Origin of the sequence: Burkholderia sp. PR2 (assembly GCF_052372875.1) — a bacterium.
GTDB classification, from domain to species: Bacteria; Pseudomonadota; Gammaproteobacteria; order Burkholderiales; family Burkholderiaceae; genus Burkholderia; species Burkholderia diffusa.
In genome coordinates this window covers 2,655,480-2,668,632 of record NZ_JBQRWH010000004.1, presented here as the reverse complement: position 1 = coordinate 2,668,632, position 13,153 = coordinate 2,655,480, and the positions used below count along the sequence as shown (strand labels likewise).

The window sequence follows — 13,153 nt, the reverse complement described above, 5'->3', positions numbered from 1 at the left end:
GGTTGTGGATAACTCTGTGAAAAACTCCCCGCCCGTTCGCGTCAAACGCCCGTCGGATGGACATCGAATCGGCGTCGAATCAAACTGCAAGGTTTAAAAATATATAAAAATCAATGCGTTATACGGAATTGTCTGGTTTTTTCCGAGGTTTTCAAGTGTTTTTGGCGGACGATTACCAGAGTGTGGACACCTTCAGCGTGTTGCAGTGCGGGCGGGCGGTGCTGGACGCCGCGCGCGTGTCGGACTATCGTGTCGCCGCCAGCATTCATCCGACCGCCCATGCTTTCCGACTCTCCTTTTTCCGCTCCCGGCGCGACTCGCGGCGGCGACGAAGTGATTCCCGTTTCGGCGCTTAATCGCGCGATTTCGACGATGCTCGAGCGCTCGTTCCCGCTGCTGTGGATCTCGGGCGAAGTGTCGAATTTCACGCGCGCCGCCAGCGGCCACTGGTATTTCTCGATCAAGGACCAGCAGGCGCAGATGCGCTGCGTGATGTTTCGCGGTCGCGCGCAGTACGCGGAATTCACGCCGCGCGAAGGCGACCGGATCGAGGTGCGCGCGGTCGTCACGATGTACGAGCCGCGCGGCGAAGTGCAGCTCAACGTCGAAGCCGTGCGGCGCACGGGCCAGGGGCGTCTTTACGAGGCATTCCTGCGGCTGAAGGCGCAGCTCGAGGCCGAAGGGCTGTTCGCAGCCGAGCGCAAGCGGCCGCTGCCGGCGCACCCGCGCGCGATCGGCATCGTCACGTCGCTGCAGGCCGCCGCGCTGCGCGACGTGCTGACCACGCTCGCGCGCCGCGCGCCGCACATTCCGGTGATCGTCTATCCGGCGCCCGTGCAGGGGGCCGGTTCCGCCGAAAAGCTCGTCGCGGCCGTGCAGACCGCGAACGCGCGGCGCGAGGTCGACGTGCTGCTCGTGTGCCGCGGCGGCGGGTCGATCGAGGATCTGTGGTCGTTCAACGACGAAGCGCTCGCACGTGCGATCGCGGCGAGCGAACTGCCGGTCGTCAGCGGCGTCGGCCACGAAACCGATTTCACGATCGCGGACTTCGCGGCCGACCTGCGCGCGCCGACGCCGACCGGCGCGGCCGAACTCGCGAGTCCGCAGCGCGCGTTGCTGTTGCGCGAGGTCGCCGACCGGCAGCGCGCGCTTGCGCGCAGCCTGGAGCGCGGGCTCGAGCAGCGTGCGCAGCAGCTCGACTGGCTCGCGCGCCGGCTCGTCAGCCCGGCCGAACGGCTGCAGCGGCAACGTACCCACGTCGAACAGCTGGCGGTGCGGCTCGCATCGGCGGCGTCGCGGCCGGTGCGCGACGCGCGTGCGCGTTTCGCGCTCGCGCAGTTGCGCTGGCAGCGCGCGCGGCCCGACCCGGCGCAGGCGCGTCAGGCCCTCGCCGGACTGTCGCAACGTCTGGCGGTGGCGATGCAGCGCCGTCACGAGCGCGATACCGCGCGCGTGTCGGCCTGCGCGGCGCGGCTCGAGGTGCTGAGCCCGCAGCGCACGCTCGAGCGCGGCTATGCGGCGCTGATCGACGCGCAGACCGGCCGCGCGGTGCGGGCGCCGAGCGCGCTGAAGCCGCAGCGCCGACTCACCGTGCATCTCGCCGAAGGCTCGGCCGACGTGTCGCTCGCCGACGTGCAGCCGCGGCTGACCGACACGATCTGACGACGACGGCGTAAGCGAAACGAAGGTCGCGCGCCCGGCGGTCCGGACGTATCGAACGCCGGGCGCGGGAACGGATGCTGCGCATCGCCGTCTCGTCCTGCCGGATGAAGCGCCAGCGGCGATTTTCTGCATACCGCGGATAAATGCCCGTGAGTTTGCGGGGATATTCGGACTCGCCTACAATCGGACGCTCGGCAGCATTCAACACAGCCTCCCTACATACTCAACGAAGGAATCGCCATGGCTCATACGCTCCCGCCGCTCCCGTACGCTGAAGACGCACTCGCGCCGACCATCTCGAAAGAGACGATCGAGTACCACTACGGCAAGCATCACCAGGCATATGTGACGAACCTGAACAATCTGATCCCGGGCACGGAATTCGAAAACCTGTCGCTGGAAGAGATCGTGAAGAAGTCGTCGGGCGGCATCTTCAACAACGCCGCGCAAATCTGGAACCACACGTTCTTCTGGAACAGCCTGTCGCCGAACGGCGGCGGCGCACCGTCGGGCGCGCTCGGCGACGCGATCAATGCGAAGTGGGGTTCGTACGACGCATTCAAGGAAGCGTTCACGAAGGCCGCGGTCGGCACGTTCGGTTCGGGCTGGGCATGGCTCGTGAAGAAGGCCGACGGTTCGCTCGACATCGTCTCGACGAGCAACGCCGCCACGCCGCTGACGACGGCCGACAAGCCGCTGCTGACGATCGACGTGTGGGAGCACGCGTACTACATCGACTACCGCAACGCACGTCCGAAGTTCGTTGAAGCGTTCTGGAACATCGTGAACTGGGACTTCGCAGCGAAGAACTTCGCGTAAGTCCGGGCATCCCGCGCCTCTGCGGCGCGCGGCATCCCCCCAAAAAAAGCCCTCGTCACGAGGGCTTTTTTGTTTTGATCGGGCATGAATCGACGCGCGGCATTCGCCCGATCAGACGATCATCCCCGACAACCAGCCGAGCGCCGCGCTCGCGATCACGACAGCCCACGGCGGCACGCGCCAGAACACGAGCGCGACGAACGCGACGAGCGCGGCAGCGAAGTCGCGCGGCGACACGATCGTGTCGCTCCACACCGGATGATAGAGCGCGGCAAGCAGCAGCCCGACGACCGCCGCGTTCACGCCCGCGAGCGCGGCCTGCATACGCGTGCTGCGACGCAGGCGTTCCCAGAACGGGGCAGTGCCCGCGACAAGCAGGAACGACGGCGCGAAGATCGACACCAGCGCGATCATCCCGCCGAGCCAGCCGTTCGGCGCGTCGCGCAGCAACGCACCGAGGAAGGCCGAGAACGTGAAGAGCGGCCCCGGTACGGCCTGCGCGACGCCATAGCCGGCCAGGAATGCCGAGTCGCCGACCCAGCCCGGCGCGACGACGGCCGCTTGCAGCAGCGGCAGCACCACGTGGCCGCCGCCGAACACCAGCGCGCCGGTGCGGAAGAATGCATCGACGACGGCGAGTGTGTTGGAGTGGAGCGCGCTTGCCGCGACCGGCAACACGACGATCAGCGCGGCGAACAGTAGCAGCCACAGCAGCCCCGCGCGGCGTGACACGTGCAGCGGCAACGGCTCGTGGGCGCCGCGCTCGGGCTGCGGCAGCAGCATGAGACCGGCGGCGCCTGCCGCGACGATCACGACCACCTGCAGCCACGCGGCCGGGACGAGCAGCGCGATGCAGGTCGCGATCGCCATCAGCGTGACGCGGCGCGCATCCGGGCAAAGCGTGCGCGCCATGCCCCACACCGCCTGCGCGATCACCGCGACCGACACGATGCGCAACCCGTGCAGGGCGCCTGCCGCGACCGGCATGCCCGTCGCGTGGACGCCGAGCGCGAACAGCATCATCAGCAGCGCGGACGGCAGCGTGAAGCCGAGCCATGCGGCGAACATCCCCGCATAGCCTGCGCGCGACAGACCGATCGCCATCCCGACCTGGCTGCTCGCCGGCCCCGGCAGGAACTGGCACAGGCCGACGAGATCCGCATAGGCGCGCTCGGTCAGCCAGCTGCGTCGCGTGACGAACGCGTCACGGAAGTAGCCGAGATGCGCGACGGGCCCGCCGAACGATGTGAGGCCGAGCCGCAGGAATGCGACGAATACGGGCCACGCATGACGGGACGGAGTAGTGACGGTGGACGTGTTCAAGAGCGGATGCGGGGAGGGCGAACGAGCCGCCACGATAGCGCAATGCCATGACGGCGGGAATGCGGCGTTGCGACGATTTCACGGCGGCGTCAGGGCGCCGTCACGGCGTACCGCCGGGCAGGCCGCTCGCGCGGCGCAGCGCGTCGACGTCGACGAGTTCGATTTCGCCGACATGCAGCCGCACGATGCCGTCGGCCTGCAGCGCCTTCAGCAGCTGGTTGGTGGTCTGCCGCGTGAGCGAGAGCATTGCCGCGAGCTTTTCCTGCGACATCCGGATGCGCGTGCGGCCGGCGCTGATCCCGCCGTAGCCGTCGGCGATCATCAGCAGTCGCGCGGCAAGCCGCTGCGCGGCCGGCATCACGCTCATCGATTCGACGGTCAGGAAGCTCAGCCGGAGCTTTTGCGCCATCAACAGCGCGAACTGCCGCCAGTATTGCGGTGTCGCGTCGAGCATCGCCACGAGCGCGGCCTGCGGGACGTGCAGCAGCAGCGTGTCGTCGAGCGCGATCGCGTCGTGCGTGCGCGGTTGGCCGTCGAACAGCGCGATCTCGCCGAACCACGTGACGGGGTCGGCGACCGTCAGCAGCGCTTCCTTGCCCTGCGGATCGACCGCGCCTATGGTGAGGGAACCGGCCAGCACCGCATACAGCCCGCACGGCGGGTCGCCGCGGCGGAACAGCGCCTGGCCGGCCGGCAGGTGCCGCAACGCGGCGCGGGCGAGCAGCGTCTCGCGCAACGCGGGCGGCAGCGCGGCGAACCACGGGTGCGCTTCGATCTGCGGCAGGTACGGGGCGAGCGGCGAGGGCATGGGCACGCGATGTCGGGTAGCTGACAGAGGTTGTCGGGCGTGACGCGCATCATAGCGCTCGATGATCGTTCAGGAGACACCATGAAGACGCTCGAGGATCACCTTTCCCAGTATGCGGCCTACCATCGCGACGTGCGCAACATTGCGACGCATCTGGTCGGCATTCCGATGATCGTGTTCGCGGTCGAGGTGCTGCTGTCACGGCCGGCGATCGGCGTGCTGGCGGGCGTCGCGCTGTCGCCGGCGCTGCTGCTCGCCGTGGCGTTCGCGGCGTTCTACCTGCGTCTCGACCTGCGCTTCGGGTTGGCGATGACCGCGCTGTTTGCGCTCGGCGTGTGGGCTGCGCAGACGCTCGCGTTGCTGCCGACCGCGCAATGGCTCGCGATCGGCGTCGGCGCGTTCGTGGTCGGCTGGATCGTGCAGTTCGTCGGACACTGGTTCGAAGGGCGCAAGCCCGCGTTCGTCGACGACCTGGTCGGCCTGATGGTTGGGCCGCTGTTCGTCGTCGCCGAAGTCGCGTTCTTCGTGGGCCTGCGCGGCGACGTGCGCCGTGAAGTCGAGCGGCGCGCGGGCCCGGTCCACGGCGGCGTGCACTCGCATGTCTGACACGTCGGCCGCGCCGGTCTGCGTGTTCGGCGCGGGCGCGGTCGGCTGCTATCTCGGCGGCCGGCTCGCGGCGGCGGGGACGCCTGTCACGCTCGTCGGCCGCGCACGGATCGGCGACGCGATTCGCGCAAACGGGCTGACCCTGACAGACCGGCGCGGCCATCGCGCGACGCTCGCGCCGTCCGAGGTCGCATTCTCGACCGATCCGGCCGCCGCGGCCGCCGCGCGGCTCGTGCTTGTCGCGGTGAAGTCGGCCGCGACGCAGGACACCGCGGCGCAACTGGCCGACGTGCTGCGGCCCGGCACGATCGTCGTCAGTTTCCAGAACGGTCTCTACAACGCCGACGTGTTGCGCGATGCGCTGCCGCAAGCGACCGTGCTGGCCGGCATGGTGCCGTTCAACGTGATCGAACGCGGGCCCGGCGCGTTTCACCAGGGCTCGGCCGGCGTGCTCGCGGCCGACGCGTCACCGGCGCTGCAGCCATTCGCCGGCGCGTTCGCCCGTGCCGGGCTACCGCTCGCGCTGCACCGCGACATGCGTGCCGTGCAGTGGGCGAAGCTGCTGCTGAACCTGAACAACGCGGTCAATGCGCTCGCGAACCTGCCGTTGCGCGACGAACTCTCGCAACGCGCGTATCGACGCTGCGTCGCGCTGGCGCAACGCGAGGCACTGCACGTGCTGGCGCGCGCCGCGATCCGGCCCGCGCGGCTCACGCCGTTGCCGGCTGCCTGGATTCCCGCCGTGCTCGACTCGCCCGATCCCGTGTTTCGCGCGCTGGGCGGCCGGATGCTTGCGATCGATCCGCTCGCGCGTTCGTCGATGTCCGACGATCTCGCCATGCGCCGTGCGACCGAAGTCGAGTGGATCAACGGCGAGATCGTCCGGCTGGCCGCGCGCTTCGGTGCGCAGGCGCCGGTCAACGCGCAGCTGTGCGCGCTCGTTCACGACGCCGAAACCGCGGCATCGCGGCCCGCCTGGCGCGGCGATGCGTTGTGAGCCGAGTTGACCGCGCACGCGCATCGCGCGGGCGACATGAGGGCGGCATAATCCCGCGCTACACCACGCGCGATGCGCAACGGCTAAGATGCGGGGTGCGTCGCACGACAGGACGCGTATGCGGAGCAATCGCCATGGTGGATCGCCCGACTCTCGATGCCTACGAAGCCCATGCCGCGCAATACGCGCAGGACTGGCTCGACCAGGCCGCCCCCGACGACATGTATGCGCTGCTCGAGCAGTATTTCTCGCCGGGGCCGACCGCCGACGTCGGCTGCGGCGCGGGGCGCGACACTGCGTGGCTCGCGTCGCAAGGATTCGACGTGCGCGGCTACGATGCGAGCGCGGCGCTGCTCGCCGAGGCTCGCTTGCGTCACCCGTCCCTGACGTTCGAACTGGCTGCGCTGCCGGCGCTCGCGGGCGTGCCGTCCGGCGCGTTTCGAAACGTGTTGTGCGAGACGGTCGTCATGCATCTCGACCAGGCGGATGCCGCTGCGGCGGCCGCGCGGCTGGCTGCGCTGCTGATGCCCGGCGGCACGTTGTACCTGAGCTGGCGGGTGGCCGGCAACGGCGCGTTGCGCGACGAGCGCGGCCGCTTGTACACACCGCTCGATTCGGCGCGCATGCACGCGGCGCTCGGCCCCGGCATGCACGTGATCGACGAGCACGAGGTGGTCAGCGCGTCATCCGGCAAGCGCGTGCATCGGCTGATCGCGCGCCGGGACGACGACGTCGATGGCGCCGCATGAGCGCGGCGCGCGAACTCAGTCGCGGTTGAGCGCCGCTTCCCAGTTGATGTCGACGCACAGCACCTGCATGCCGGTCGCGGCCGGCGCGGCGATCGATGCGGTCACGCACAGGTGCGCTTCGTTGATCGACAGGTACGGCGGCGTCAGATGCACGCGGCCCGGCGCGCGCATCGCATGGATGAAGTAGGGGCGACGTTCCCAGCTCGCGCCTTCCGAATGCAGCAGCGGCCGGAAGCGTTTGGCCCGCTGCGACACGCTGCCGCGCGCGAGCACGTTGTCGCCGATCTGGCGGCCCGATGCATCGAGCAGGAAGCAGCGCGCGGTTTCCGGCAACCCGAGCACGGCGCCGGCGGCGTCGATCAGCGGTTCGCCCGCGACGAGCTTCTGGCTCGCCTCCTCCAGCGCGGCGACATACGGCGCGAGGCGTTCGGCCTGCGTGCGCTCGCGTTGCGCGACGCGCAGCCGCAACGCGGCCGACAGCGTATCCATGCAGCCCGCGGCGGCCTGCGGTTGCACGGGGTCGACGCTCGGCCCCGCGAAGTATTGCCCTTGCACGAAATCGACATCGCATTCGAGCGCGATCAGCGCGTCGCGCTCGGTCGAGAGCCCGCCCATCAGCACGAGCTGGCCGGATTCGTGCAGCAGCGACACGAGCCCCGGCAGCACGCGCTCGAGATGCGAGTGTTCGCTCGCCTGCGCGAGGATCCCGCGGTCGAGCGTGACAATGTCGGGATGCAGGTGCCACACGCGGTCGATGTTCGAATGTTTCGCACCGAAGCCGCCGAGCGCGATCAGGAAGCCGGCCTTGCGCAGGCCGTCGACGATCGCCGCATAGCGCGGCGTCTCGCCGCCGGCCTGCTCGGGCACTTCGAGCACCACGCGATGCGGCGGCAGGCCGAGCGCCTTCAGGTTCGCGAGCAGCGCGTCGCCGTAGACGGTGTCCATCAGCGCGGCCGGATGCAGGCTCAGGAAGAGCCATTCGTCGTGACTGTCGAACGCGTGGAAGTTGCCGAGATGCAGCGATTCGGCGAGCCGGCCGAGCTCGAGCAGGTCGCCGCGCCGCGCCGCCTGCGTGAACACCTCGTGCGACGCGACCTGGCGGCTGTCCTCGTCGTGCGCGCGCAGCGACGCGTGGTAACCGATCGCGCGGCGGTGCGACACCGAGAAAACGGGCTGGAACACGCTAAACACGGTGTACGCACCGTACAGCACGGTGCGCCGCTTCCCGTCGTCGCCGGCGACGGGGCGGGGCGGCTGAAAGCCGGGTGGATCGATGTCGATCATGCTCATGATGTCGGCCGAAGGAAGACTGCCAGTTTACCTAGAGAATAGGCCAGCAAGAAGCATGCACGGCATCGGGCCCCGTGCCACGCCCCGTCGCGGTCGCCGGGTGCCGCGCGGCGCAGCCATGTTGCACCGACATGGTGCGCGGCGCGCCGTCGTGGGGTTTCCCGGCACGGCGCGCGCGGTGCGTCACGCGCGCTCGGACGGATCGGTCTTGTGCTGCGCGCGGCCGCGGATCTCGGGCGCGAGCTGCGCGAAGATCCACGCGGACGCGGCCGTGATGATCCCGACGCAGACGAAGGTCGCATGGAACGCGGGCAGTGTGTTGCTCGGCGTCACCGTGCGCAGCATCCCGGTGAAGGTGGCCAGCAGCGCGCCCGCGACCGTGACGCCGAGGCTCATCGACAGCATCTGCACGAGCGAGAACAGGCTGTTGCCGCTGCTCGCGCCGCCAGTGCCGAGGTCCTTCAGCGTCAGCGTGTTCATCGCGGTGAACTGCATCGAGTTGAACCCGCCGAACAGCGCGAGATGGATGACCTTCACCCAGACGGGCACCGAGTCGCGCATCAGCGCGAAGCTCGCCATCATCACGCCGACCATGATCGTGTTCGCGAGCAGTACCTTGCGGTAGCCGTGCTGCGTGATCAGACGCGTGATGATCCGCTTCGAGAACATCCCGGCCGCCGCGACCGGCAACATCATCAGCCCGGCCTCGAATGCCGAATAACCGAGACTCACCTGCAGCAGCAGCGGAATCAGGTACGGCATCGCGCCGCTGCCGATCCGCGCGAACAGGTTGCCGAGCAGGCCCACGCTGAACGTGTGGATCTTGAACAGTTCGAGCGAGAAGATCGGCTGCGGCGCGCGCACCGCGTACAGCCCGTACGCGACGAAGCACGCAAGGCTCAGGATCAGCAGCACGAGCACGGCCGCGTGCTGCATGCCGAGATCGGCGAGCCCGTCGAGCGACAGCGAGATCGCGACCATCCCGATCGTCAGCAGCAGATAGCCCTTCAGGTCGAAGCGGCCGACGGCCGGGTTGCGCGAGTCGGGCATCGAGTAGAAGGTCGCGACGCAGCCGGCGATGCCGACCGGCACGTTGATCAGGAAGATCCAGTGCCACGACGCGATCTTCACGAGCCAGCCGCCAAGCGTCGGCCCGATCAGCGGACCGATCAGCCCGGGGACCGCGACGAACGACAGCGCGGCCAGGTAGCGCTCGGCCGGGAACGTGCGCAGCACCGCGAGCCGCCCGACCGGCAACAGCATCGCGCCGCCCACCCCCTGCACGACGCGGAACACGACGAGCTGCGACAGCGTATGCGCGTTCGCGCACAGCAACGACCCGAGCGAGAACACCAGGATTGCGCTGAAGAACACGCGCCGCGTGCCGAACGTGTCGGCGAGCCAGCCCGAGACGGGGATCATCACCGCCATCGTCAGCGAGTATGCGATCACGACCGACTGCATCCGCAACGGCGATTCGCCGAGGCTCGCGGCCATCGACGGCAGCGCCGTGTTGACGATCGTCGCATCGAGCGTCTGCATGAAGAAGCCCGTCGCAACGAGCCAGAGCATCACGGTGAGGTTCTTTTCGCCGGGAGCGGCGGCGGGCGGGCGTTGGAACATGGGGGCGGACCAGTGGCGCGGGACAGCCGCCATTGTAGGCAAAGCCGCCGTGCCGCGCAGGATCGGCGCGGGTGCGCCGGACGCCCGTCCGTCAGCCGACCGGTACAGTTCAGCCGAAAGTGTCTGCGGGCGTATCTGTCCGGGGGGCGACGCTGTCCGAAATACTGGTGTCCTCGAACCCACGCGACCCGGAGGCGGCCATGCGAGAACTGCGACTCTACGAGATGGACGGCAACGAGCCGGCCGGGCGGTGGCGCATCGTCGATCGCACCGCGCTGCAGGTCGCGGACGGCGACCTGTGGGTGACGATCGAGGGCCGGCCCGACGATCACTGGCTGCGCGCCGGCGAGACGCTGGCGCTGCTGCCCGGCATGTGCGTATGGATCAGCGCGGCGGCGGGCGGTGCGGTGTTCGCGTTCGGCCCGAAGGCGGCGCCGGACCTGCAGGCCGCGCCGATCGCGTGGCGACGGTTCGCCGCATGGCGCGGCGGCCGTGGTCAGGCAGCCGCGTCGCTGCCGACGTAGCGCGCGCGGGGCCGGATCAGCTTGCCGTCCGCATATTGTTCGAGCGCGTGTGCGATCCAGCCCGCGGTGCGGCCGGCCGCGAACAGCGTGAACGCGGCGCCCTCGGGTAGCGCAAGCGAGCGTTCCAGCACCGCGAGCGCGAAATCGATCGCCGGTCGCAGGCCGGTCGCCGCCTCGACGCGCGCGGCGAGCCCACGGGCCATGCGTAGCGGCGTCCGGTCGGGCAGCATCGCGTGCAGCGCGTCGAGCAACGCGCGGGCGCGCGGATCGCCGTCGGGATAGAGCGGGTGCGCGAAACCGGACAGCGCGGTGCGCGCACCGTCTGCCCGTTCGTCGTGCGCGACGCGCAGCGCGAGGTAGCGGTCGAGGTCGGCGGCACGCGCCGCTTCGTCGAGCAGCGCGCCCGCGCGGAACGTCTCGCCGCCGTGGCGCGGGCCCGACAGCGCTGCGAGCCCGCCCGCGATCGCACCGAACAGGTGGGTGCCGGTCGACGCGATGCAGCGCACCGCAAAGGTCGACGGGTTCAGTTCATGATCGGCGCACAGCACGAGGGCGCGGCGCAGCAGGTCGGCTTCGTCGCGTCGCCGGAGCCGCCATGCTGCGGCGAGCTGCCGATGCACGGGCGCGTCGCTCGGCGCGATGCCGGCCAGCGCGGCCGTCGTCACGCGCAGCAGCAGCGTGGCCGAGTCGAGCTGCGCGTCGCGCCCTTGCGCCCACAGGCGCGGCAGCGAGGCGGCTGCGGCGGGGAGCAGCACCAGCGTGCGCTCGAGCGGCGCGAGATGTGCCCAGCGGCGAGCCCAGTCGTCCCACTGCGCGGCGTCGAAACCGGTCGACGCAAGCGATGCCGCGCCCAGCCGCGCGGGCGGACAATCCCACAGTCGTGCGGCCGTTTCCTCGAGTGTCGCGTCGTTCGCGAGCGCGATCGCATCGGCGCCGCGATAGTGCAGGCGGCCGCCGGCGATCTGCGTGATCCGTGATTCGAGCACGGGCACGCCCCAGTCGAGCGAGCGTTCGGCGACGCCGCCCGCGCGTTTTGCATCGGCGCGGCGGCGCGCGAGCAGGCGCACCTCGTCCGCGTCGTAGCGGCGGCGCTTGCTCGCGCCGTCCGGCAGCGAGCGCAGCAGGCCGCGGCTCACATACGCGTAAAGGGTGCTCACGCTGACACCAAGGATGCCGGCGGCTTCCGGCGCGCTGAGGGACGTCATGCCGATCGCTCCTGTCGGGGCGCATGAAGCGCGGCCCGGCTACAACTATTCGTTATGTATTGATTCGCGCAATCAACATTGATCGCGCCCGTCGCGAATTCTAGACTCGAATCCGTCTCCTCAACGGCTCGCTTTCACCATGACACCCGAACTCGCATTGTCCCGCTTGTGGCAACTTGCACGCGGCGAACCCGGCGCGCTGGCCCGCGCGGCCGTGACGGGGCAGGACCCCACGCTGCCGTCGACGTTCCACGTCGGCACGCTCGCCGCGGCGACGATCGCGGCAGCCGGGCTCGCGGCGGCGGAATGCCACCGGCTGCGCACGGGCGTGGCGCAGCGCGTCGACGTGTCGATGCGCGACGCGCTCGTCGCATTTCGCAGCGAACGCTACCTGCGCGTGGACGACGGCCTGCCGCCCGAGCCGCGCCATCCGGTAACGGGTTTCTACGACACGCGCGACGGACGCTGGATCCAGCTGCATGCGAACTTTCCGCATCACCTGCACGGGATTCTCGACGTGCTCGGCTGCGGCCCGCAGCGTGACGACGTTGCGGCGGCGATCCGCACGTGGGACGGCGCGGCGCTGGATACCGCGCTGGCCGAGGCCGGCCTGTGCGCGGCATTGATCAGAACCCCTGACGAATGGGCGTCGCACGACCAGGCACGCGCGCTCGCGTCGCTGCCGTTGTTCGAGATCGAGCGGATCGGCGACGCGCCCGTCGAGGCGATCGGCCGCGGCGAGCCCGACCAGCCGCTCGCGGGCGTGCGCGTGCTCGATCTCACGCGCATCATCGCGGGGCCGGTCGCGGGCCGCACGCTGGCATCGCACGGTGCACAGACGCTGCTCGTCAACGGTCCGCACCTGCCGAACATCGCATCGCTCGTGATCGACAACGGGCGCGGCAAGCGCTCGACGTGGATCGACCTGCGCGAGGCGGCCGGCGTTGCCACGCTGCGCGAGCTTGCACGCGACGCCGATGTATTCCTGCAGGCCTATCGCCCCGGCGCGCTCGCGGCGCGCGGGTTCTCGCCGCAGGCGCTGGCGGAATTGCGACCCGGCATCGTGTGCGTGTCGGTGTCCGCATACGGGCATGCGGGGCCGTGGTCGATGCGGCGCGGCTTTGACAGCCTCGTGCAGTCGGCGAGCGGTATCGCCTGGTGCGAGCAGCATGCCGCGCACGCGGACGGCCCGCGCCATCTGCCGTGCCAGGCGCTCGATCATGCGACCGGTTATCTCGCGGCGTTCGGCGCGATGATCGCGCTTGCGCGCCGTGCAACGGAAGGGGGGAGCTGGCACGTGCGGCTGTCGCTCGCGCAGACGGGACGCTGGCTGCAATCGTTCGGCACGGTGCCGGACGGCCTGCATGCGCCGGATTTCACGTTCGACGACGTGCGCGACCGGATCGACCGGACCGCTTCGCCGTTCGGCATGATCGATGCCGTGCGTCCGGCCGAACGTCTGTCGACGACCCCGCCGCGATTCACGCGGCCGCCCGTGCCGCTCGGCACGGACAAAGCGCGCTGGCAATGAGCGCCGGCGGCACCGT

General features: G+C 69.9%; 13 protein-coding genes. 8 read left to right on the top strand and 5 right to left on the bottom strand.

Features of this window, described 5'->3' with window-relative positions; translation table 11 throughout:
• Positions 1–113: 113 nt before the first annotated feature.
• The 3 genes from ACT2FV_RS29555 (at position 114) to sodB (ending at position 2,481) form a co-directional block, all read left to right on the top strand.
• On the top strand, positions 114–356 hold the full coding sequence (locus tag ACT2FV_RS29555; RefSeq protein WP_170296496.1) for a hypothetical protein: 243 nt from the start codon (positions 114–116) through the stop codon (positions 354–356).
• Entirely contained in the window at positions 280–1,662 is a 1,383-nt protein-coding gene (xseA, locus tag ACT2FV_RS29550) for an exodeoxyribonuclease VII large subunit (RefSeq protein WP_059608001.1), read from the top strand. Before ACT2FV_RS29555 ends, xseA begins: the two co-directional genes overlap by 77 nt.
• A 240-nt stretch (positions 1,663–1,902) precedes the next feature.
• Positions 1,903–2,481 carry a superoxide dismutase [Fe] gene (gene sodB / locus ACT2FV_RS29545; RefSeq protein ID WP_044848579.1) on the top strand — a complete coding sequence of 193 codons (579 nt, stop codon included), beginning with the start codon at positions 1,903–1,905 and terminating at the stop codon, positions 2,479–2,481.
• A gap of 111 nt (positions 2,482–2,592) precedes the next feature.
• Here the strand turns inward: sodB and chrA are convergent, their stop codons facing one another.
• Positions 2,593–3,804, bottom strand: coding sequence for a chromate efflux transporter (gene chrA, locus ACT2FV_RS29540; protein ID WP_444505264.1), 1,212 nt, complete (start codon positions 3,802–3,804; stop codon positions 2,593–2,595).
• Positions 3,805–3,904: 100 nt separating this feature from the next.
• Positions 3,905–4,612, bottom strand: a complete 708-nt coding sequence (locus ACT2FV_RS29535; RefSeq protein ID WP_226116292.1) for a Crp/Fnr family transcriptional regulator — start codon at positions 4,610–4,612, stop codon at positions 3,905–3,907.
• Positions 4,613–4,693: 81 nt separating this feature from the next.
• Here ACT2FV_RS29535 and ACT2FV_RS29530 point away from each other — a divergent pair, with 81 nt between their 5' ends.
• The 3 genes from ACT2FV_RS29530 to ACT2FV_RS29520 all read left to right on the top strand — a co-directional run bounded on the left by ACT2FV_RS29530 (position 4,694) and on the right by ACT2FV_RS29520 (position 6,964).
• Positions 4,694–5,218, top strand: a complete 525-nt coding sequence (locus ACT2FV_RS29530) for an Mpo1 family 2-hydroxy fatty acid dioxygenase (RefSeq protein WP_151051855.1) — start codon at positions 4,694–4,696, stop codon at positions 5,216–5,218.
• Positions 5,211–6,215, top strand: coding sequence for a 2-dehydropantoate 2-reductase (locus tag ACT2FV_RS29525; RefSeq protein WP_444505263.1), 1,005 nt, complete (start codon positions 5,211–5,213; stop codon positions 6,213–6,215). The genes ACT2FV_RS29530 and ACT2FV_RS29525 overlap by 8 nt, the downstream gene beginning before the upstream one ends.
• A 134-nt stretch (positions 6,216–6,349) precedes the next feature.
• Positions 6,350–6,964 (top strand): methyltransferase domain-containing protein, encoded by a 615-nt coding sequence (locus ACT2FV_RS29520; RefSeq protein ID WP_124621518.1) that lies wholly within the window; start codon positions 6,350–6,352, stop codon positions 6,962–6,964.
• A gap of 15 nt (positions 6,965–6,979) precedes the next feature.
• Here ACT2FV_RS29520 and ACT2FV_RS29515 read toward each other — a convergent pair whose 3' ends face one another.
• Both ACT2FV_RS29515 and mdtD read right to left on the bottom strand, forming a co-directional pair.
• Positions 6,980–8,254, bottom strand: a complete 1,275-nt coding sequence (locus tag ACT2FV_RS29515) for an EAL domain-containing protein (RefSeq protein ID WP_059608007.1) — start codon at positions 8,252–8,254, stop codon at positions 6,980–6,982.
• A 183-nt stretch (positions 8,255–8,437) separates the two neighbouring features.
• Positions 8,438–9,877: a multidrug transporter subunit MdtD gene (gene mdtD, locus ACT2FV_RS29510; RefSeq protein ID WP_059608008.1), complete on the bottom strand. Its 1,440-nt coding sequence runs from the start codon at positions 9,875–9,877 to the stop codon at positions 8,438–8,440.
• A 200-nt stretch (positions 9,878–10,077) separates the two neighbouring features.
• On the opposite strand from mdtD, the gene ACT2FV_RS29505 reads away from it, so the two are divergent.
• Positions 10,078–10,401, top strand: coding sequence for a DUF2917 domain-containing protein (locus ACT2FV_RS29505; RefSeq protein WP_444505262.1), 324 nt, complete (start codon positions 10,078–10,080; stop codon positions 10,399–10,401).
• On the opposite strand, the gene ACT2FV_RS29500 is transcribed toward ACT2FV_RS29505, so the two are convergent.
• Positions 10,374–11,606, bottom strand: a complete 1,233-nt coding sequence (locus tag ACT2FV_RS29500; RefSeq protein ID WP_174920213.1) for a citrate/2-methylcitrate synthase — start codon at positions 11,604–11,606, stop codon at positions 10,374–10,376. The two genes, ACT2FV_RS29505 and ACT2FV_RS29500, sit on opposite strands and share 28 nt — an antisense overlap.
• A gap of 139 nt (positions 11,607–11,745) precedes the next feature.
• Here ACT2FV_RS29500 and ACT2FV_RS29495 point away from each other — a divergent pair, with 139 nt between their 5' ends.
• The gene (locus ACT2FV_RS29495) at positions 11,746–13,137 is read left to right on the top strand and encodes a CoA transferase (RefSeq protein ID WP_444505261.1); all 1,392 of its coding nucleotides are present in this window, start codon (positions 11,746–11,748) and stop codon (positions 13,135–13,137) included.
• Positions 13,138–13,153: the final 16 nt, after the last annotated feature.